We start from the raw sequence: 18,649 nt of genomic DNA, 5'->3' as shown, positions 1-18,649 counted from the left end.
CCGGTTCAGCGGGCCGCCGGGCCCAGGAGCACCGGCAGCGTCCGGTGGCCGTTCGAGATGAGGGACGGGGTGCGGGCCAGTTCCGAGGCGGGGACGGCGAGCTCCAGGCCGGGGAAGCGGGTGAAGAGGGCGCTCAGGGCGGTGGCGACCTCCAGACGGGCGAGGGGCGCGCCGAGGCAGAAGTGGACGCCGTGGCCGAAGGCCAGGTGGTCCTTGGCGGCGCGGGTGAGGTCGAAGGCGTCGGCGGTGGGGCCGTGCCAGTCGGGGTGGCGGTTGGCGGCGGCGTAGGAGGCGAGGATGGCCTCGCCCCGGGCGATGACCCGTCCGTCGGGGAGCGGGACGTCGGCGACGGCGTAGCGCAGCGGCAGGTGTTTGACGGCGGGTTCCAGGCGGAGGGTCTCCTCGACGACGTCGTCCCAGCCGGCGCGTCCGGAGCGGACGTGGGCGAGCTGGCCGGGGTGGGTGAGCAGGGCGGTGACGGCCTGGTCGATGACGTTGACGGTGGTCTCGTAGCCGGCGCTGACCATGAGGAGGAGGGTGTCGGCGAGTTCCTGCTCGCTCAGGCGGGAGCCGTCGCCCTCCTCGTCGCGGGCGGCGAGGAGCAGGGAGGTCATGTCGTCGCCGGGGTCGGCGCGCCTGGCGGCGATGAAGGCGTGGAAGAGGGCGTAGAGGCGTTCCGCGTTGAGCCGGGCGGCCTCGGCGTCGAGGGTGGTGTCGAAGACGGCGTCGACGAGGGCGCGGAAGCGCTCGCGGTCCTGCTCGGGGACGCCGAGGAGCCGGCCGACGACCGCGATCGGCAGCGGGTGGGCGAGGCGTTCGCGCAGGTCGACGACGGTTCCGGCGGGGAGGGCGGCGAGCTCGTCGAGGAGTCCGGCGACGATCGCCTCCACGTCCGGGCGCAGGGCGGCGACCCGGCGGGCGGAGAGGGCGGGGGCGACGATGCGGCGGAGCCGGGCGTGGTCGGAGCCGTACGCGGTGAACATGTTGCGGACGGCGACCCAGAGGGCGAGCGGCCAGCGGGCGACGGCCTCCTCGAAGCCGGGCCAGTGGCGGCGGCCGTCCTTGGAGACGTCGGCGCTGGTGAGGAGCCGTTTGAGGAGGGCGGGGTCGGAGACGGACCAGGCGCGGACGCCGAGGACGTCGACGGGGGTGGCGGGGCCGCGGGCGCGCAGCAGGGCGTGTTCGGCGTGGGGGTCGGTCCCGGCGGGGTCGAGGACGAGCGGTTCGTCGGGGTGCGGCACGGCGGTTCCCTTTCGTCGGCGTCGGGATCCAGCGTGGGGGGAGCGGTGCGACGGCGACAGGGCGGTGTCCGGCCGGTTGGCCGAGAACCGGTGGTCCGGGGGTGTGAGCTCGCGGACAGCTGTTCGGGCCCCCTTGTCGGGCCGGAGGAGCCGCGGGTTACCATATGAGCGCCGTCTAGCTCGAAAGATAAATCTTGTGACTGTCAATGATGACTCGTTCACCAGCTGGAAGAACCGTGAGGAGATCGCGGAGTCGATGATCCCGATCATCGGGAAGCTGCACCGTGAGCAGGACGTCACCGTCCTCGTTCACAGCCGCTCCCTGGTGAACAAGTCGGTCGTCAGCATCCTCAAGACGCACCGCTTCGCCCGCCAGATCGCCGGCGAGGAGCTCTCGGTCACCGAGACGCTGCCTTTCCTGCAGACGCTCACCACGCTCGACCTCGGCCCCTCGCAGATCGACATCGGCATGCTCGCCGCCGAGTACAAGGCCGACTCGCGCGGCCTGACGGTCGAGGAGTTCACCGCGGACGCCGTCGCCGGCGCCACGGGGGCGAACAAGATCGAGCGCCGTGACGGCCGGGACGTCGTCCTCTACGGCTTCGGCCGCATCGGCCGCCTGGTCGCCCGCCTCCTCATCGAGAAGGCCGGTTCGGGCAACGGCCTGCGCCTGCGCGCCATCGTCGTGCGCGGCGGCGGCGAGGCCGACCTCGTCAAGCGCGCCTCCCTGCTGCGCCGGGACTCGATCCACGGCCAGTTCCAGGGCACGATCACGGTCGACGAGGCGAACAGCAGCATCGTCGCCAACGGCAACACGATCAAGGTCATCTACGCCAACGACCCCTCCGAGGTCGACTACACGGCGTACGGCATCGAGAACGCCATCCTGATCGACAACACCGGCAAGTGGCGGGACCGCGAGGGCCTCTCCAAGCACCTGCGCCCCGGCATCGACAAGGTCGTCCTGACCGCGCCCGGCAAGGGCGACGTGCCGAACATCGTGCACGGCGTCAACCACGACACGATCAAGCCGGACGAGCAGATCCTCTCCTGTGCCTCCTGCACCACCAACGCCATCGTCCCGCCGCTCAAGGCGATGGACGACGAGTACGGCGTGCTGCGCGGTCACGTGGAGACCGTCCACTCGTTCACGAACGACCAGAACCTGCTGGACAACTACCACAAGGCCGACCGCCGCGGCCGGTCCGCGCCGCTCAACATGGTGATCACCGAGACCGGTGCCGCCTCGGCCGTCGCCAAGGCGCTGCCGGAGCTCAAGGCCCCGATCACGGGCAGCTCGATCCGCGTCCCCGTCCCGGACGTCTCGATCGCCATCCTCAGCCTGCGCCTGGGCCGCGAGACCACCCGCGACGAGGTCCTGGAGTACCTGCGCGACGTCTCGCTGCACTCGCCGCTGAAGCGCCAGATCGACTTCACCACGGCTCCCGACGCCGTCTCGATGGACTTCGTCGGCTCGCGCCACGCCTCCATCGTGGACGCCGGCGCGACCAAGGTCGACGGCGACAACGCGATCCTGTACCTGTGGTACGACAACGAGTTCGGCTACTCCTGCCAGGTCATCCGCGTCGTCCAGCACGTCTCGGGCGTCGAGTACCCGACCTTCCCGGCCCCGGCGGTCTGATCCCCGCCCGCGCCCGCACGAGAACGGCGCGCCGCGCTCCCCGGGGGGAGGGCGGCGCGCCGTTCGCGTGCTCGCGTCGCGCGGTCAGCCCTTGCGCACCGGGCGCAGCGCGCCGGTGGCCGGCTCGACCGGCTCGTCCCGGGCCTCGGCCCAGAGCGAGCGGACATGGCCGAGGTGGCGCATCATGCACTCCTCGGCGCCCGCCCGGTCCCGGGCGATCATGAGGTCGAGGAGTTCGACGTGCTCCTCGGCGGAGCTGACCAGCTTGCCCGCCTCGTCGAGCCCCGTCAGGCCGTAGAGCCGGGACCGCTTGCGCAGGTCGCCCACCGTCTCCACCAGCCGGTCGTTCCCGCACAGGCCGAGGAGGGTGAGGTGGAACTGCCGGTCCGCCTCCAGGTAGCCGATCAGGTTGTGCGCGCGGGCGTTGACGACGATCTCCTCCGCCAGCGGGCGCAGCGCCTCCAGCTGCTCGGCCGTCGCGGTCTCGGTGACCCGGCCGACCGTGGGCACCTCGATGAGCATGCGCAGCTCGGTGCACTGGTCGAGTTCGCGCTCGCTGACCTCGGTGATCCGGAAGCCCTTGTTGCGGACCGGCTCGACGAGGCCCTCGCGGGCCAGGTCGAGCATGGCCTCGCGCACCGGGGTGGCGGACACGCCGAGCTCGGCCGCGAGGCCGGGGGCCGAGTAGACGGTTCCCGGCTTCAGCTCCCCGGCCGTGAGGGCGGCGCGCAGCGCGTGGCCCACCTGGTCGCGAAGCCGCTCCTGGGCCTTGATGAGACTGTGCTGCTTCAGGTCACCCACGCCGTTCCTCCGAGAATCCGCAGGCGCCCAGCGTACAATGTCACGTTTCTCCGCTGGTGGCCGCCCGGTGGACCGCGACGGCCACGGCGAGATCCTGCCAGGCCATCCCCACGCTCTTGAAGAGGCGCGGAGCGGGTCCCGGCGGCGGCAGGGCCGGGCCCCGTACGAGATCGGCGAGCGTGCCGGTGAGGTGACCGGGGCCGATCGCCCCCTCCGCCTCGGGGATCAGCAGGTCACCGGCCTCCCGGCGGGCCGCCGTCCGCGCCTCGGCCCAGACCTCGGAGCGGCGCACCAGCGCGGTGTCGGTCTCGCGGGCGTCCGGCTCGTGCGAGCCGACGGCGACGACCACCGCGCCGGGCGCCACCCGCCGTCCGTCGAAGAGGGGTTCGCGGGCGGTGGTGCAGCACACCACCAGGTCCGCCTCCGCCACCTCCCCCGGGGTGCCGGTACGGGCCTCGGGGACGCCGGCCCCCCGGGCGTACCCGGCCAGGGCGGCGGCCCGTGCGGGGTCGCGGGCCACGACGGTGACGGAGGCGAGCTTCCGCACCGCGAGGAGCGCGTCCACGTGACCGTACGCCTGCGGTCCCGAGCCGAACAGCACCGTCCTCAACGGCCTCTCGGCAGAAGCGAGGTGACGGATCGCCAGGGCGGAGACGGCGGGGGTGCGCAGCGCGGTGAGCGCGGCGCCGTCGAGCAGGGCGCGGGGCCGGAGGGTGGCGCCGTCCAGGAGGAGGTAGCTCCCGGTGACGCGGGGCAGCCCGAGGGCGGCGTTGCCGGGCGCCACCCCGGCGACCTTCACCCCGGCCCAGCGGCCGGCGGCGGCGGGCATCAGCAGCAGTTCGCCCGCCGGGACGGGGACGGCGGAGCGCGGCGGGCAGGCCTCGGGGTCGAGCCCTTCGCGCAGGACGTCCGCGAGGGCCTCGACGGCCGCCGCCGGGGCGAGCAGCCGGGTGACGGCGGCGGCGTCGAGGTACGGGAGCGGGGGTTCGCTCACAGGAGGAACCCCGCTCCGAGCGCGTCGTCCGGGTCGAGCGTGAAGTGCGCCGTGCCGGTGCGGTGGGCGGTGCCGGTGACCTCGGTGACGAGCCCTTCGGCGGGGTCGCCGCCGGGGAGGGCGCGGCCGGTGAAGAGGGTGCCGGCGACGGACTCGTGGGTGAGGACCCGCCCCTCCTCCAGCCGGCCCTCGCCGACGAGGAGCGCGAGCCGGGCGGAGGTGCCCGAGCCGCACGGGGAGCGGTCGATCTGGCCGTCGGCGAAGACGGTGACGTTCCGCTGGCGCGGCCCTTCGGAGGTGTCGGGCAGGTCCTCGTGGAAGATCACGCCGTACACCCCGGAGAGCAGCGGCCCGTCGGGGTGCCAGGTGGCGGGGTGGCCGGCGAGCGCGGTGCGGATCTCCCGTCCCGCCCGGGTGAGTTCGGGCAGGGAGGACCGGTCCACGGAGAGGCCGAGGTCGCGGGCGGAGACGGAGGCGTAGCAGGCGCCGGCGTGGGCGAGGTCGGCCTCCACGATGCCGAGGCCGGTGGCCACCGGCACCTTCCGGGCGGTGACCCGGGCGGGCACGTTCCGGAAGGTGACGCCGGTGGTGCGGCCGCCGGAGCGGTGGACGGTGGCGGTGACCCGGCCGGAGGGCACGTCGACGCGGACCGGGACGTCCCGGTCGCCGTCGCCGGCCGGGACGAGGCCGCTGTCGACGGCCCAGGCGGCGAGCGCGATGGTGCCGTGCCCGCAGGCGGTGGAGAAGCCGTCCTTGTGCCAGAAGAGGACGCCGAGGTGGGCGCCGTCGTCGTCGGGCGGGACGACGAACCCTCCGTACATGCCGGCGTGGCCGCGCGGTTCCTGGACGAGGAGGCGGCGCAGCGCGTCCAGGGGTCCGGGGCGGGGGGCGGTGCCGGAGCCGCCCGCGCCGACGGCGGTGGCGTACCGCTCGGCGACGGTGTCGCCGGGGACGGGCGGCAGGCCGTCGGCGACGATCCGGAAGGGTTCGCCGGCGGTGTGGTAGTCGGTGACGCGGATCCCGTCCGGCCCGGGGACCTCCCGGGCTTCGGCGCTCACAGCAGGAATCCGGCGGGGAAGGGGTCGGTGGGGTCGAGGAAGTACTGGGCGGTGCCGGTGATCCAGGCCCGTCCGGTGACGGTCGGGACGACGGCGGGCCGGCCGCCGACGGTGGTCTCGGCGACGAGCCGCCCGGTGAACTCGGTGCCGATGAAGGACTCGTTGACGAAGTCGGTGTCCAGGGCCAGCTGTCCGCGGGAGTGCAGCTGGGCCATCCGGGCGCTGGTGCCGGTGCCGCACGGGGAGCGGTCGAACCAGCCGGGGTGGATGGCCATGGCGTGCCGGGAGCGGACCGCGTCGGAGCCGGGGGCGGCGAGGTAGACGTGCTTCACGCCCGCGACGGCCGGGTCCTCGGGGTGGACGGGCCGGTCGTCGCCGGCGTTGATCGCGTCCATGACGGCGAGCCCGGCGGTGAGCAGTTCCTGCTTGCGGGCGCGGTCGAAGGGGAGTCCGAGGGCGTCGAGTTCGACGAAGGCGTAGAAGTTGCCGCCGTAGGCGAGGTCGTAGGTGACGGTGCCGAAGCCGGGGACCTCGGTCTTGAGGTCGAGGCCGACGGTGAAGGCGGGGACGTTGGTGAGGGTGACGGAGCGGGCGGCGCCGTCCTCGACGCGGACGTCGGCGGAGACGAGGCCGGCCGGGGTGTCGAGGCGGACGGTGGTGACCGGTTCGGTCACCGGGACCATGCCGGTCTCGACGAGGACGGTGGCGACGCCGATGGTGCCGTGGCCGCACATCGGGAGCAGGCCGGAGACCTCGACGAAGAGGACTCCGTAGTCGGCGTCGGGGCGGGTGGCGGGCTGGAGGATCGCGCCGCTCATGGCGGCGTGGCCGCGCGGCTCGTACATGAGCAGGGTGCGCAGGGAGTCGCGGTGCTCGATGAAGTGGAGCCGCTTCTCGGCCATGGTGGCGCCGGGGATCACCCCCGCTCCGCCGGTGATCACCCGGGTGGGCATGCCCTCGGTGTGGGAGTCCACCGCGTGGTAGACGTGTCGGGTGCGCATGGGCTGTCCTTCTCCCCTGGGGTCAGCGGAGGCCCTCGGCCAGGGCCTTCTCGGTGGCGGCGCGGACGGCGGCCTCGGCGGCGCCGGTGAGCGGCAGGCGCGGGGCGCGGGTGGGGCCGCCGGGGCGGCCGGCGAGGTCCATGGAGAGCTTGATGGCCTGGACGAACTCGGTCCTGGAGTCCCAGCGGTAGAGGCCGTGCAGGGACTTGTAGAGCGGCAGCGCGGTGGTGAGGTCGCCGGCGACGGCGGCGCGGTAGAGGGTGGCCGCGGACTCGGGCAGGGCGTTGGGGTAGCCGGCGATCCAGCCGACGGCGCCGGCGATGGCCAGCTCCAGGAGGACGTCGTCGGCGCCGATCAGGAGGTCGAGTCCGGGGGCGAGTTCGGCGATCTCGTAGGCGCGGCGGACGTCGCCGCTGAACTCCTTGACGGCGACGATGTTCCCGTCGGCGTGGAGGCGGGCCAGGAGGGCGGGGGTGAGGTCGACCTTGGTGTCGATGGGGTTGTTGTACGCGACGACCGGCAGCCCGGCCCCGGCGACCTCGGCGTAGTGGGCGCGGACGGCCTGCTCGTCGGCGCGGTAGGCGTTGGGCGGCAGCAGGAGGACGGAGCCGGCGCCGGCCTCGGCGGCCTGTTCGGCCCAGCGGCGGGACTCGGCGGAGCCGTAGGCGGCGACGCCGGGCATGACGCGGGCGCCGTCCCCGGCGGCGGCGACGGCGGTGCGGACGACCGCGGCGCGCTCGGTGTCGGTGAGGGTCTGGTACTCGCCCAGCGAGCCGTTGGGCACGACGCCGTCGCAGCCGTTGTCGATGAGCCAGCGGACGTGCTCGGCGTAGGCGTCGAGGTCGACGGAGAGGTCCTCGCGCAGCGGCAGGGTGGTGGCGACCATGATGCCGTGCCAGGGGCGGGTGCGGGTGTCGGTCATCGTGACGTACTCCTTTGTAGTGTGTGACATTTTACTAGTAGGTGTGCGGCGGCCACAAGAGTGTGAACGCCGCGGAGAACGGCTAGTCGGCGGGGAGTTCCGCGAGCTGCCCGAGCCGTACGGGGCAGGCCAGCGGGCGCCGGTCGGCGACGGCACCGCCGCCGGCGAGCGCGGCCACGGCCGGACCGCACACGCGCCCCTGGCACCAGCCCATCCCGGCCCGGGTCAGCAGCTTGACCGTGCGGGCGTCGGTGGCGCCCAGCTCCTCGACCGCCTCGCGGACGCGCCCGGCGGGCACCTCCTCGCAGCGGCAGACCGCCGTCTCCTCGCGGAGCCAGCCGGTCCAGCCGGCACCGGGCCGGTGGGCGGCGCCCATGGCGCCGGCGAAGGCCCGCAGCCGGTCCCGGCGCCGGACGAGACCGGCGGGGGCGGGGCGTCCGGCGACCGAGTGCGCCGCGATCTCCCCCTCCACCAGGGCGAGTCGGGCCCCTCCGACGCCTCCGGCCTCGCCCGCCGCCCAGACTCCGGGCACCGAGGTGCGCAGCCCCGGAGTGAGGACGAGGGCGGCGGTCCCGTCGGCGGCGGTGCGGGTGGCGCAGCCGAGGGCGGTGGCGAGGGAGAGTTCGGGGACCAGCCCGTGGCCGACGGCGAGCGCGTCGCAGGGGACGCGCCGGCCGGTGCCGGGCACGGGCCGCCAGTCGCGGTCGAGCCGGGCCACGGTGACCGCCTCGACCCGTTCGGTGCCGTGCGCCTCCACGACGGCGTGCCGGAGCAGCGGCCGGACCCGGTGGCGGAGCAACGCCCCGCCGTAGAGGGCGCCTTCGGCGAGCTTGGCCGGGTTGCGCAGCAGAGTGCCGGTGCGGCGGGCGTACCCCCCGTACCCGGCGGCCTCGACGACGGCGGGCACCCGGGCCCCGGCGGCGGCCAGCGAGGCGGCGACGGCGAGCAGCAGGGGTCCGCTGCCCGCGACGACGGCGCGGCGGCCGGGCAGCACCAGCCCGCTCTTGAGCATGGCCTGCGCTCCCCCGGCGCCGACGACGCCGGGCAGGGTCCAGCCGGGGAAGGGGAGCTGGCGCTCGTACGCCCCGGTGGCGAGCAGCACCGCGCGGGCCCGGACGGGCTCCCCGGCGGCGTCCTCGGTCCGTGAGTGCACCGCCCAGTCGGTGCCGGAGCCGGTCACGCTCCAGACCTGATGCTCCGCCAGATACCGTACGCGGCCCGAGCGTTCGTACGCGCGCAGCTCGGCCTCGCGGCCGGCGAAGGCGGCCCAGTCGTGGTGCAGGACCTGCGGGCGGGTGGCGCCGAGGGCGGGGTCGGGGTGGCGGTAGTACTGGCCGCCGGGGCGGGCGCCCGCGTCGAGGAGGGTGACGGCGAGGCCGAGCGAGGCGGCCGTGACGGCGGCGGCGAGTCCGGCGGGTCCCGCGCCGACGACCGCGAGGTCGGCGCCCGTGACCGGGTCAGACGGCGAGGTCGTCATGGCCGGTTCCCTCCTGGCTGGTGACGCGGCCGCCGGGGCGGGCGGGGACGAGGCAGGCGCGGCGGTTGGGGGTGCCGTCGACGGTGACCAGGCAGTCGAAGCACTGGCCGATCCCGCAGAAGGCGCCCCGGGGTTCGCCGCCGTGCCGGGTGGTGCGCCAGGCGAGGACGCCCGCGCCCCAGAGGGCGGCGGCGACGGTCTGCCCGGCGGCGGCCGGGACGTCCCGGCCGTCGAAGCGGAAGGTGAAGGTCTCCTGCGGCGCGCCGCCGACGAGGGCGCGCGGGGTGCGGCGGCTCAACTCTGCTCCTCCTGGGTCGGGTCGTCCGCGGGGCCGTGGTCGCGCTCGGGGCGGAACGGTGTGGGATCGAGCGGGGGTTCGGCGCCGGTGAGGGCGGCGGCGACGAGGGCGCCGGTGGCGGGGGCGAGGCCGATGCCCGCCCCTTCGTGGCCGCAGGCGTGGTGGAGACCGGGGACCCGGGGGTCGGGGCCGATCGCCGGCAGGTGGTCGGGGAGGTAGGGGCGGAAGCCGTGGTAGGCGCGGAGCACCTGGACGCCGGCGAGGACCGGGAAGAGCCGGGCGGCCTGGGCGGCGAGCCGGCGCAGGGCCTCGGTGGAGAGCGAGCGGTCGAAGCCGACGCGCTCGCGGGTGGCGCCGATGAGGACGGGGCCGCCGGGAGTGCCCTCGACGACGGCCGAGGACTGCAGGGCGGCGGAGCCGCTGGCCACGTCGGCGATGTAGTCGGCGGCGTAGACCTTGTGCCGGACGATCCGCGGGAGGGGTTCGGTGACGAGGACGAAACCGCGCCGGGGCAGGACCGGCAGGTGGACGCCGGCGAGGCGGGCGACCTCGCCGCCCCAGGTGCCGGCGGCGTTGACGACGGCGGGGGCGAGGAGTTCGCGCCGCGCGGTGCGCACGCCCCGGACGGCTCCGGACGCGTCGCGGAGGACCGCGGTGACCTCCTCGCCGAGGTGGAGCGCGGCGCCGGAGGCGGCGAGCAGCCGGGCGGCGGCCTGCGCGGGCTGGACCTGGGCGTCCTGCGGGTAGTGGAAGCCGCCGGCCAGGCCGGGGGCGAGATGGGGTTCGTGGTCGGCGAGCCGGTCGGCGGGGACCTCGGCGGCGGTGACGCCGGCCGCCCGCTGGCCCTCCGCGAAGGAGCGGAGGGCCTTGAGGGCGGGCTCGTCGGGCGCCACGACGAGCCCGCCCTTGGGCTCGTACTCGGTCTCCGGCGGGAGTGCGCCGGAGAGTTCGCGCCAGAGTCTCGTGGACAGCAGCGCGAGGTCGAGCTCGGGGCCCGCCTCCTTGTCGGAGACGAGCAGGTTGCCTTCCCCGGCGCCGGTGGTGCCGCCCGCGACGGGACCGCGGTCGACCACGGCGACGGTGAGTCCGGAGCGGGCCGCGTAGTAGGCGCAGGCGGCTCCGACGGCGCCGGCGCCGATGATCACGACGTCCGGTGAGTGTCTCTTGGGCACCGCAGTAATATGTCACATTCTTCTGTCGGTGCCCAGCCCCTTCACCAGGCACCCGCGAAGTCCCCCGCCGGGCCTCCGCCGGGCCTCCGCGAAGCTCCTCCGCCGGGCTCCCCGGCCGCGGTTCAGAGCGGCGGTGACGGTACGGGACCGAGCCCGGGCGCCGTCGGCCCGAGCCCCTTCGCCGCGTCCGCCGCCCGCTCCCGCGCCACCGCCGCGAGGGCCGCGTCACCGATCGCGTCCGCGAGCCGGGCCCTCCCCAGCCAGTTGTACGGACTGTCCGGGCGCAGCCCGTCCCGCTCGCTCAGCAGCAGCCGGGCCCGGTCGTGCTCCCCGGCGGCGAGCGCCGACTCCAGCAGCGTCCGCTGCACGGCGTCCCGTTGCGCGTGGCTGCCGCCGAAGACCTGGAGCCTGCGCCGCACCGGCCACAGCAGCTCCACCACGGCGGCGTGGTCGCCGCGCCCGTGCGCCACCAGCGCCTCGCACACCGGCAGCCCGATCTCCGCCGTCATCGCGTGGTTGGACGGGGACCGCCGCCCCCGTTCCCCTGCGCCCTCGGCCAGCCACCGCCGCCGGTCGGCCACCAGCTCCTCGGCCTTCCCGATCCGCCCCGCCCCCACGTACGCCATCACCGCGTGCGCGTCGTTGAAGGCGTAGAACGGCGGGTCCGCCCGCGCGGCCCACGCGTCGGCGAGCCGCGCCCAGCGGTCCGGCTCCTCGCGGCCGGCGAGCCGCAGCCGCCACAACAGCGCGGCCGCGTCGAGGAGTTCCATGGCGAGCCCCGCCGACTCCTCGTGGTGGACGGCCGCGTCGTACACGCGCAGCGCCGTCTCCTCGGCGCCCGCCTCCAGGGCGTAGAGCGCGTAGTGCCACCAGTTGTGCACGGTCAGGTAGTTGCCGCGCGCCCAGTCCCCCGCGCGCCCGTCGAGGAAGGCGACGCCCTCGGCGACCCGTCCCTGCATCTCGTACGTGTGGGTCACCGCGTGCACGGCCCACACGTCCCTCGGGTGCCGCTCGACCGCCGCCAGGCCGGCCTCCTCCGCGCGCCGGTAGTGCCCGGCCTCCTCCAGGCCGAAGGCGTACATGCCGAGCAGCGGCCCCCGGTGCTCGTCGGCCCTCCCCCACGCCGACAGGGCGCCGCCGATCCGGTCCCGCAGCCGCACCGCGTCCCCGGTGAGGAAGTCCAGCTGGTGCCCGGCGAAGAGCGCGAGCGCGTCCCTCGGGTGGGCGAGGCTCAGCTCCTCCAGGAGGTCGCCCGCCCCGTGCAGGTCCCCGGCGAGGCACGCCCCGGCCGCCGCCAGGTGGAGCCGCTCGCGCGCGGGCAGAGCCGCGGTGTCCCGGCCGGCCAGTTGGCGCTCGAAGCGGGCCCTGGCCGCGGCGGCGGCGGTGTGCTCGGTGCCGAGCACCCCCAGATAGGCGGCGAACGCCTGGGCGTCGGGCGACCGGGGGCTCGCCGCGAGGGCGTCCTCGACGGCCGTGGCCACCTCGGGCCGGAAGAAGAGCAGGGCCTCGACGGCCCGGTCCAGATGGGCCGCGCCCTCGGAGGTGCAGTCGTGCAGGGTGTTGCCGTAGCGGTCGGTCGCCAATGCGGGTCCTCACCTCGGTTCCTCGTACTGCCTCGCGTCCGGACGGGCCGCCGGGTCGCACGGGTGGCACCCGCCCGGCCGTCCGGTGACGCGCCGGGCGGGGCGGTGCTCCTCCCGGCGGCATCGGGAGCGTGCCCCACCCGGCCCCGCCGCACTCCGCCCGCGCCCCGGCACGCGCCCCGGGCACCCCCGTCCGCCGCGCTCTTCACCGCCACCGGCCGGTCCGCGCATCGCTCACCGCCCACCGCCCGCCCGGCGCGCGGCCCCGCGCGGCCCGGGCCCCCGGGACGCCCCGCCCGCCCCGGGCCCGGGGACGGCCTCGTACCGGATCGCACCGCCCGCACCCCCCCTCCCGGCCGCCCTGAAGCGCTGACCCGGCGGCATGGTCCACTGGCTCCCGCACCGCAGGGCGCGGTGCGGGAGGAGAGTGAACACCGATGTCCGTCGCCGACGCCACCGCCGTCCGGGTCCGTCCCGTCCGGAAGGAGGACTTCGACCAGTGGCGTGCCCTCTACCGGGGCTACGCCGAGTTCTACCGGGTCGAGCAGACCGAGGAGGCCGCCCGGCTCGTCTGGTCCTGGATCCACGACCCGGCGCACGAGGTGGAGGGGCTGGTGGCGGAGGGCGCCGGCGGGCGGCTCGTCGGGCTGGCGCACTTCCGGCCCTTCGCGCGCCCGCTGTCCGCGTCCGTGGGCGGCTGGCTCGACGACCTCTTCGTCGACCCGGCGAGCCGGGGCACCGGCGCGGCCGACCTGCTGCTGGCCGCGCTGCGCGGGATCGGCGCGGAGCGCGGCTGGAGCGTCGTCCGCTGGATCACGGCCGACGACAACCACCGCGCCCGCTCCAAGTACGACCAGGTGGCCGCGCGCACGATGTGGATCACGTACGACATGGCCCCCGAGGCCTGATCCGCCGCCCCTCGCCGGGCAGGACCTAGCGGAGTTCCTCCGCGACGACCGCCGCGGCGGCGGCCACCAGTTCGTCCACTCCCTCGGCGTCCGGTTCGAAGCGGGTGGTGAGGACGGAGAGGAGGATCGGGCCGCCGTCCGGCGGCCAGGTGACGCCGACGTCGTTGTTGCCGCCGTACTCGCCGCCGCCGGTCTTGTCGGCGACGGTCCAGTCCGCCGGCAGGCCCTTGCGGAAGCGGGTGGGGCTGGTCGTGTTGCGGAGCAGCCAGTCGGTGAGGAGGGCGCGGTCGGCCGGTTCCAGGACGCGGCCGAGGACGAGCCGGCCGTAGGTCCGGGCGATGGCGCGCGGGGTGGTGGTGTCGGTGGTCCGCCACGGTTCGGCGGAGTTCAGCTCGGGCTCCCAGCGGTCGAGCCGGGTGACCGGGTCCCCGGTCGAGCGGGCGAAGCGGGTGACCGCGGTGGGGCCGCCCAGCTCGCGCAGGAGCAGGTTGGCGGCGGTGTTGTCGCTGAAGCGGATGGTCGCGTCGCAGAGTTCGGCGACGGTCATGCCCCGGGCGATGTTCTCGGGGTCCCCGGTCACCGGGGACCAGCCGGAGCGCTCGACGCAGGCGGCCGTGTAGGGGATGCGGCGGGCCAGGAAGGTGCCGTCGTGGTCGAGGTCGCGCAGCACGGCGGCGACGGCGAGGGTCTTGAAGACCGAGCACATCGGGAAGCGTTCGCGGTCCCGGTGGGCGATCGTGCGGCCGGTGCGCACGTCGTGGGCGTGGACGCCGAGGCGGGCGTCGTACCGCTCCTCCAGGGCGCGGAGGCGGGCGGCGACGCGGTCCTCGGCGCGGCCGGCCGGCGCGGCCGAGGCGGGGCCGGCGGCGGCGAGGCCGAGGGCGGTGGTGAGCGCCGTGCCGGCGCCGAGGGCGAGGGCGGTCCGGCGGGAGGCGCCGGGATGCTGGAAGTGCACGAACGTCCTTTCGGAGGTGATCGTTTCCGCAGGGGACCACGCGGGGTGCCGGCGGACGGTTCCGACACCCCGGCCACCTGACGGTACGTGATTCGGTGTTCACTGTCCGATCATGGACCCGGAGCACAGTGCTCCGCGCGTTGCGAAAGGACACGGATGCGATTTCGTGAGGGGGAAAGCGGCTCGGCCCCGACCCTGATCCAGTCGGTGCGCCGGGCCGTACGGCTGCTGGACGAGCTGGAACGGCGCGGCGGCACGGGCAGCGCCAAGCAACTGGCCCGCGAGGCGCTGCTGCCGCTGCCCACGGCCTACCACCTGCTGCGGACGCTGGTCCACGAGGGACTCGTCCGCAACGACAACGGTGTCTACCGGCTGGTCTCGCCGCTGCGCCGGGACGCGGGCCGCGTCGCCCACGAGCCGGCGCTCGGGGTCCAGGCCTGGGTGGACGCCCTGAGCCTGGAGCTGGACGCGGCCGTCTACTTCGTCCAGTACCGGGACGGCGAGGTGGAGCTCGGGGCCGTGTCGGACAACCCGGGACGGCCGCCGGTCCAGGAGTGGGCCGACTTCCGGGCCACGGCCCACGCCCACGCCGCCGGTCAGAGCCTGCTGCTCCAGCTGGAGCCGGAGCAGCGCGTCGAACACCTGGGCCGCCACCCGGTGGCGGGTCTCACCGGGCACACGGTCGCGACGCGGCGCGACTTCGAGCGGCGGCTCGCGGTCCTGCCGCGGCGCCTGCCGGTCCTGGAGCACCAGGAGTACGCGCTCGGGACGGCCTGCGCGGCGGTGCCGATCACCGTGGGCACGGAGACGGCCGCGGTGGCCCTGTCGATCCCCGCCGCCGAGGGCGCGCGGCTGCGGACCCTCGCGGACCGGCTCCAGCGGCGCGCGGAGCAGGTGCTCGTCTCCCAGACCTTCGCGGTGGCCGCGGCCGGTCACGAGCCTTGACCGGGCGTCCGCGGGGCACGGGGGCCCGGCGGAGGGGGAGCGGAGCGGAGTGGGAGAAGGGGCGTCGCCGAGAGACCGGCGGGGCCCCTTTCGCGTGCCCGCCGCACGTCAGCATACCCCCACCCGTATAAGGAGCGGAGCTCGACCCCTATGACATCGGATACCCAGGGGGGTATTTGACGAGGCGCGGCACGACCTCGTACGGTCGGAGCCGTGAATACCTAGGGGGGTATCCGAATCCTTATGGGAGGCTCGCCGTGTTCTTCGCCCAGTACTACCTCGACTGCCTGTCCCACGCCTCGTACCTGATCGCCGACGAGGGCACCGGGCAGGCCGTGGTGGTCGACCCGCGCCGGGACGTCTCCGAGTACCTCGCGGACGCCTCCGCGCACGGCTTCACCGTCGTCGGGGTGATCAACACCCACTTCCACGCCGACTTCGTCGCCGGCCACCTGGAGCTGGCCGACCGGACCGGCGCCTGGATCGGCTACGGCCGGCGGGCGAAGACCGAGTACCCGATCCGCGCGCTCCGGGAAGGCGAGCGGATCGCCCTCGGCGACGTCGTCCTGGAGGTCATGGAGACGCCGGGGCACACCCCGGAGTCGGTCAGCGTGCTGGTGTACGAGCACGCCGGGGACGAGGTCCCGTACGGCGTGCTGACCGGCGACGCGCTGTTCATCGGCGACGTCGGACGGCCCGACCTCCTCGCCTCCGTCGGCGTGACCGCCGAGGAGCTGGGCGCGATGCTGCACGACAGCGTCCAGAACAAGCTGATGGGCCTGCCGGACGAGGTCCGGGTCCTCCCCGCCCACGGCGCCGGCTCCTCCTGCGGCAGGAACCTCTCCACCGAGAAGTCCTCCACCATCGGGGAGCAGCGGGCCACCAACTACGCCTGCGCGCCCATGGACCGGGACGCCTTCGTCGCCCTGGTGACCGCCGGGCAGCCCCCCGCCCCCGGTTACTTCGCCTACGACGCCGACCTCAACCGCAAGGACCGGCGGCTCTTCGACTCCGCCACCGCCGCCCGGCCCCTGACGACCGCCGAGTTCGCGGACCTGCGGGCCGCCGGGGCGGTCGTGGTCGACGCCCGCGACCCGCAGGAGTTCGCGGCCGGGCACCTGCGCGGCGCGGTGAACGTGCCGGCCGACGGGCGGTTCGCCGAGCAGGCGGGCACGGTCCTCGACCCGGCCGACCGGCTCGTCGTCATCGCGCCGGAGCGGCGCGAGGAGGAGATCGTCACCCGTCTCGCCCGCGTCGGCCTGGACCGCGCCGAGGGCTACCTCCCCGAGCCGGAGGCGGCCATGGAGGCGCTGGCCGACGAGGTCGCCCCGGCAAGCCGGGTCACCGCCGCCCGGCTGCGGGCCGCGCTCGCCGACGAGCGGCCGCCGCTCGTCGTGGACGTGCGCACCTGCGGCGAGCGCGAGGCGAACGGCTTCATCGACGCCGCCCTGCACATCCCGCTCAACGAACTCCCCGCCCGCAGCGGCGAGCTCCCCGCCGACCGGCCGCTCGTGCTGCACTGCGCCGGCGGCGGGCGCTCCTCCGTCGCCGCCAGCCTGCTGCGCCGGCGCGGCTTCCAGGACGTCTCCGACCTCCTCGGCGGCTACGCGGCCTGGGCCCTGACCGCGACGGAACCCGCCACCGCCTGACGGCACCGCGCGCCCGCCGCCCCCGCCCCTCCCCTCTCATCCCTCACCCCGCACCCCGCACCCCGCACGAACGGAGCCACTCCCCCATGAGCGCCACCCCCGCCTCCCTCTCCCCCGCCGTCCTGCACCGCCTCGTCCAGGAGGGCGAGGCCCCGCGGCTCCTCGACGTGCGCACGCCCGGCGAGTTCCGCGCGGCGCACATCCGGGGCTCGTACAACGTCCCCCTGAACACCCTGCGCGAGCACCGCGCGGAACTGCTCTCCCACCTGGACGAGGAGGTCGTGCTCGTCTGCCGCTCGGGCCGGCGGGCCCGCGAGGCGGAGCAGGCCCTGGCCCAGGCCGGACTGCCGAACCTCCGCGTCCTGGACGGCGGCATGGTCGCCTGGGAGACGGCCGGGGCGCCGGTCGAGCGGGGTCCCGAGCGGTGGGACATGGAGCGCCAGGTCCGCCTCGTCGCCGGCTCGGTCGTCCTCGCCACCGGGCTCGTCGGCATCGCCGTCCCCGGCGCCCACCTCGTCGGCACGGCCGTCGGCGCCGGCCTCACCTACGCCGCCCTCAGCAACTCCTGCGCCCTGGGCGTGCTGCTGTCCAAGCTGCCCTACAACCGCGGCCCGCGCACCGACATCCGCGCCGTCCTCGCGGAGCTGCGGAGCACCCGGTGACCGTCCTGGTCGTGGCGGCCTCCCTGCTCGTCGGCGTCAGCCTCGGCGTCCTGGGCGGCGGGGGCTCCATCCTCACCGTGCCGATCCTGGTCTACCTCGCCGGGCAGGACACCAAGGAGGCGATCGCGACCTCCCTGTTCGTCGTGGGCGTCACCAGCCTCGCCGCCCTGATCCCGCACGCCCGCGCCCACCGGGTCCGGTGGCGGACCGGCCTGCTCTTCGGCGCGTTCAGCATGGCGGGCGCCTACGGCGGCGGACGCCTCGCCGCACACGTCCCCGGCACCGCCCTGCTCATCGCCTTCGCGCTGATGATGCTCGCCACCGCCTTCGCGATGCTGCGCCGGCCCCGGGCCGCCCGCGAACCGAAGGCCCGTCACGGCGAACCGACGGTGAAGCGCATCGCGGCCGAAGGTCTCGCGGTGGGCGCGGTGACCGGCCTGGTCGGCTCCGGCGGCGGCTTCCTCGTCGTCCCGGCGCTCGCCCTGCTGGGCGGCCTGCCCCTGGGCACCGCCGTCGGCACCTCGCTGCTGGTCATCGCCATGAACTCCTTCGCCGGCCTCGCCGGACACCTCTCGGGCGCCTCCCCCGACCGGGGCCTCGCCCTGACCGTCACCGCGGCGGCCGTCCTCGGCAGCCTGGCCGGCGCCCGCCTGGCCGGCCGGATCCCGCAGCGGGTCCTGCGCAGGGCGTTCGGCTGGTTCGTCGTCGTCATGGGGGTCTTCGTCCTCACCCGGCAGCTCGATCCCGGCCTCTGGACCCACCCCGCCACCTGGGCGGTCCTGGGCGCGGCGGGAGCGGCGGGGGCGGCCGTCGGGGTCGCCCGGCGGGCCCGGGGCCGTACCGTGGCCGCCCGCGAGCAGTCGCTCCCGATGCCGTCCGATTTAATACCCTAGGGGGTATCCTGGGGCGGGGGGCGAGAGATGAAGGAGGACTGCCGTGCGGGTCGACGAAGAGGCGGTGGCGCCGGTGCTCAACCGGCTGCGGCGCGCCCAGGGCCAGCTGGCCGGGGTGATCGCGATGGTCGAGGCGGGCCGCGACTGCAAGGACGTGGTGACCCAGCTGGCCGCCGTCTCCCGGGCCCTGGACCGGGCCGGGTTCAAGATCGTCGCCAGTGGGATGCGGCAGTGCCTGTCCGACGCCCCGGCCGACACCCCGCCGATGACCGAGGCGGAGCTGGAGAAGCTGTTCCTGGCCCTGGCCTGAGCCCCGTCGCGGGGGGCCCCGGGGCGCCCCGGGGCCCCCCGGCGGGGGGCGGGGGCGGCCCCCCCCGCAATTGGGAGACGGGTCGGGAACACCACGCCCCGGGTGGCCCCCGCACCCAAGGGCGCCCCCCCCGCATTG

General features: G+C 75.6%; 18 protein-coding genes. 7 read left to right on the top strand and 11 right to left on the bottom strand.

The annotated features are described in order from the left end of the window. Positions 1–5: 5 nt before the first annotated feature. Positions 6–1,241: a cytochrome P450 gene (locus tag ACF1ED_RS35520; RefSeq protein WP_391767488.1), complete on the bottom strand. Its 1,236-nt coding sequence runs from the start codon at positions 1,239–1,241 to the stop codon at positions 6–8. 196 nt (positions 1,242–1,437) lie between these two features. Here ACF1ED_RS35520 and ACF1ED_RS35515 point away from each other — a divergent pair, with 196 nt between their 5' ends. After that, on the top strand, positions 1,438–2,883 hold the full coding sequence (locus tag ACF1ED_RS35515; RefSeq protein WP_391767487.1) for a glyceraldehyde-3-phosphate dehydrogenase: 1,446 nt from the start codon (positions 1,438–1,440) through the stop codon (positions 2,881–2,883). A gap of 84 nt (positions 2,884–2,967) precedes the next feature. On the opposite strand, the gene ACF1ED_RS35510 is transcribed toward ACF1ED_RS35515, so the two are convergent. From ACF1ED_RS35510 to ACF1ED_RS35470, 9 genes are all read right to left on the bottom strand, one after another. Next, the gene (locus ACF1ED_RS35510; protein ID WP_391767486.1) at positions 2,968–3,684 is read right to left on the bottom strand and encodes a GntR family transcriptional regulator; all 717 of its coding nucleotides are present in this window, start codon (positions 3,682–3,684) and stop codon (positions 2,968–2,970) included. Positions 3,685–3,724: 40 nt separating this feature from the next. Beyond that, positions 3,725–4,678 carry an ornithine cyclodeaminase family protein gene (locus ACF1ED_RS35505; protein ID WP_391767485.1) on the bottom strand — a complete coding sequence of 318 codons (954 nt, stop codon included), beginning with the start codon at positions 4,676–4,678 and terminating at the stop codon, positions 3,725–3,727. Next, on the bottom strand, positions 4,675–5,745 hold the full coding sequence (locus ACF1ED_RS35500) for a proline racemase family protein (protein WP_391767533.1): 1,071 nt from the start codon (positions 5,743–5,745) through the stop codon (positions 4,675–4,677). The genes ACF1ED_RS35505 and ACF1ED_RS35500 overlap by 4 nt, the downstream gene beginning before the upstream one ends. After that, positions 5,733–6,737 (bottom strand): proline racemase family protein, encoded by a 1,005-nt coding sequence (locus ACF1ED_RS35495; protein ID WP_391767484.1) that lies wholly within the window; start codon positions 6,735–6,737, stop codon positions 5,733–5,735. The genes ACF1ED_RS35500 and ACF1ED_RS35495 overlap by 13 nt, the downstream gene beginning before the upstream one ends. 22 nt (positions 6,738–6,759) lie before the next feature. After that, the gene (locus ACF1ED_RS35490) at positions 6,760–7,659 is read right to left on the bottom strand and encodes a dihydrodipicolinate synthase family protein (RefSeq protein ID WP_391767483.1); all 900 of its coding nucleotides are present in this window, start codon (positions 7,657–7,659) and stop codon (positions 6,760–6,762) included. A gap of 82 nt (positions 7,660–7,741) precedes the next feature. Continuing rightward, positions 7,742–9,136 (bottom strand): NAD(P)/FAD-dependent oxidoreductase, encoded by a 1,395-nt coding sequence (locus ACF1ED_RS35485; RefSeq protein ID WP_391767482.1) that lies wholly within the window; start codon positions 9,134–9,136, stop codon positions 7,742–7,744. Then, positions 9,117–9,434 (bottom strand): (2Fe-2S)-binding protein, encoded by a 318-nt coding sequence (locus tag ACF1ED_RS35480; RefSeq protein ID WP_391767481.1) that lies wholly within the window; start codon positions 9,432–9,434, stop codon positions 9,117–9,119. The genes ACF1ED_RS35485 and ACF1ED_RS35480 overlap by 20 nt, the downstream gene beginning before the upstream one ends. Further along, positions 9,431–10,606: an NAD(P)/FAD-dependent oxidoreductase gene (locus tag ACF1ED_RS35475; RefSeq protein ID WP_391767480.1), complete on the bottom strand. Its 1,176-nt coding sequence runs from the start codon at positions 10,604–10,606 to the stop codon at positions 9,431–9,433. Before ACF1ED_RS35475 ends, ACF1ED_RS35480 begins: the two co-directional genes overlap by 4 nt. Positions 10,607–10,728: 122 nt before the next feature. Next, on the bottom strand, positions 10,729–12,189 hold the full coding sequence (locus tag ACF1ED_RS35470; RefSeq protein ID WP_391767479.1) for a tetratricopeptide repeat protein: 1,461 nt from the start codon (positions 12,187–12,189) through the stop codon (positions 10,729–10,731). 437 nt (positions 12,190–12,626) lie between these two features. Here ACF1ED_RS35470 and ACF1ED_RS35465 point away from each other — a divergent pair, with 437 nt between their 5' ends. Next, a complete protein-coding gene (locus tag ACF1ED_RS35465; RefSeq protein ID WP_391767478.1) occupies positions 12,627–13,097 on the top strand; it encodes a GNAT family N-acetyltransferase in 471 nt (156 codons plus the stop codon). A 25-nt stretch (positions 13,098–13,122) separates the two neighbouring features. Here ACF1ED_RS35465 and bla read toward each other — a convergent pair whose 3' ends face one another. Further along, a complete protein-coding gene (bla, locus tag ACF1ED_RS35460) occupies positions 13,123–14,052 on the bottom strand; it encodes a class A beta-lactamase (RefSeq protein WP_391767477.1) in 930 nt (309 codons plus the stop codon). Positions 14,053–14,208: 156 nt separating this feature from the next. Here bla and ACF1ED_RS35455 point away from each other — a divergent pair, with 156 nt between their 5' ends. The 5 genes from ACF1ED_RS35455 to ACF1ED_RS35435 all read left to right on the top strand — a co-directional run bounded on the left by ACF1ED_RS35455 (position 14,209) and on the right by ACF1ED_RS35435 (position 18,511). After that, positions 14,209–14,997, top strand: coding sequence for an IclR family transcriptional regulator (locus ACF1ED_RS35455; RefSeq protein WP_391767476.1), 789 nt, complete (start codon positions 14,209–14,211; stop codon positions 14,995–14,997). Positions 14,998–15,254: 257 nt separating this feature from the next. Continuing rightward, complete coding sequence (locus ACF1ED_RS35450; RefSeq protein WP_391767475.1) at positions 15,255–16,646, top strand: rhodanese-like domain-containing protein; 1,392 nt, start codon at positions 15,255–15,257, stop codon at positions 16,644–16,646. Between the two features lie 86 nt (positions 16,647–16,732). Further along, the gene (locus ACF1ED_RS35445; protein WP_391767474.1) at positions 16,733–17,308 is read left to right on the top strand and encodes a rhodanese-like domain-containing protein; all 576 of its coding nucleotides are present in this window, start codon (positions 16,733–16,735) and stop codon (positions 17,306–17,308) included. Continuing rightward, positions 17,305–18,201, top strand: a complete 897-nt coding sequence (locus ACF1ED_RS35440; protein ID WP_391767473.1) for a sulfite exporter TauE/SafE family protein — start codon at positions 17,305–17,307, stop codon at positions 18,199–18,201. The genes ACF1ED_RS35445 and ACF1ED_RS35440 overlap by 4 nt, the downstream gene beginning before the upstream one ends. Positions 18,202–18,244: 43 nt before the next feature. Continuing rightward, complete coding sequence (locus ACF1ED_RS35435) at positions 18,245–18,511, top strand: metal-sensitive transcriptional regulator (protein ID WP_391767472.1); 267 nt, start codon at positions 18,245–18,247, stop codon at positions 18,509–18,511. The last annotated feature ends 138 nt before the right edge of the window (positions 18,512–18,649 follow it).

The organism is Streptomyces sp. NPDC014656 (genome assembly GCF_043084305.1).
Lineage (GTDB): Bacteria > Actinomycetota > Actinomycetes > Streptomycetales > Streptomycetaceae > Streptomyces.
The sequence above is the reverse complement of the archived record's forward strand: the minus strand, read 5'-3'. Positions and strand labels throughout refer to the sequence as shown.

What these genes read in the sequence shown, in the direction of transcription:
- ACF1ED_RS35495 (WP_391767484.1), bottom strand. Translation starts at nt 6,737, where the DNA reads ATGCGCACCCGACACGTCTACCACGCGGTGGACTCCCACACCGAGGGC.
- ACF1ED_RS35490 (WP_391767483.1), bottom strand. Translation starts at nt 7,659, where the DNA reads ATGACCGACACCCGCACCCGCCCCTGGCACGGCATCATGGTCGCCACC.
- ACF1ED_RS35485 (WP_391767482.1), bottom strand. Translation starts at nt 9,136, where the DNA reads ATGACGACCTCGCCGTCTGACCCGGTCACGGGCGCCGACCTCGCGGTC.
- ACF1ED_RS35465 (WP_391767478.1), top strand. Translation starts at nt 12,627, where the DNA reads ATGTCCGTCGCCGACGCCACCGCCGTCCGGGTCCGTCCCGTCCGGAAG.
- ACF1ED_RS35455 (WP_391767476.1), top strand. Translation starts at nt 14,209, where the DNA reads ATGCGATTTCGTGAGGGGGAAAGCGGCTCGGCCCCGACCCTGATCCAG.
- ACF1ED_RS35445 (WP_391767474.1), top strand. Translation starts at nt 16,733, where the DNA reads ATGAGCGCCACCCCCGCCTCCCTCTCCCCCGCCGTCCTGCACCGCCTC.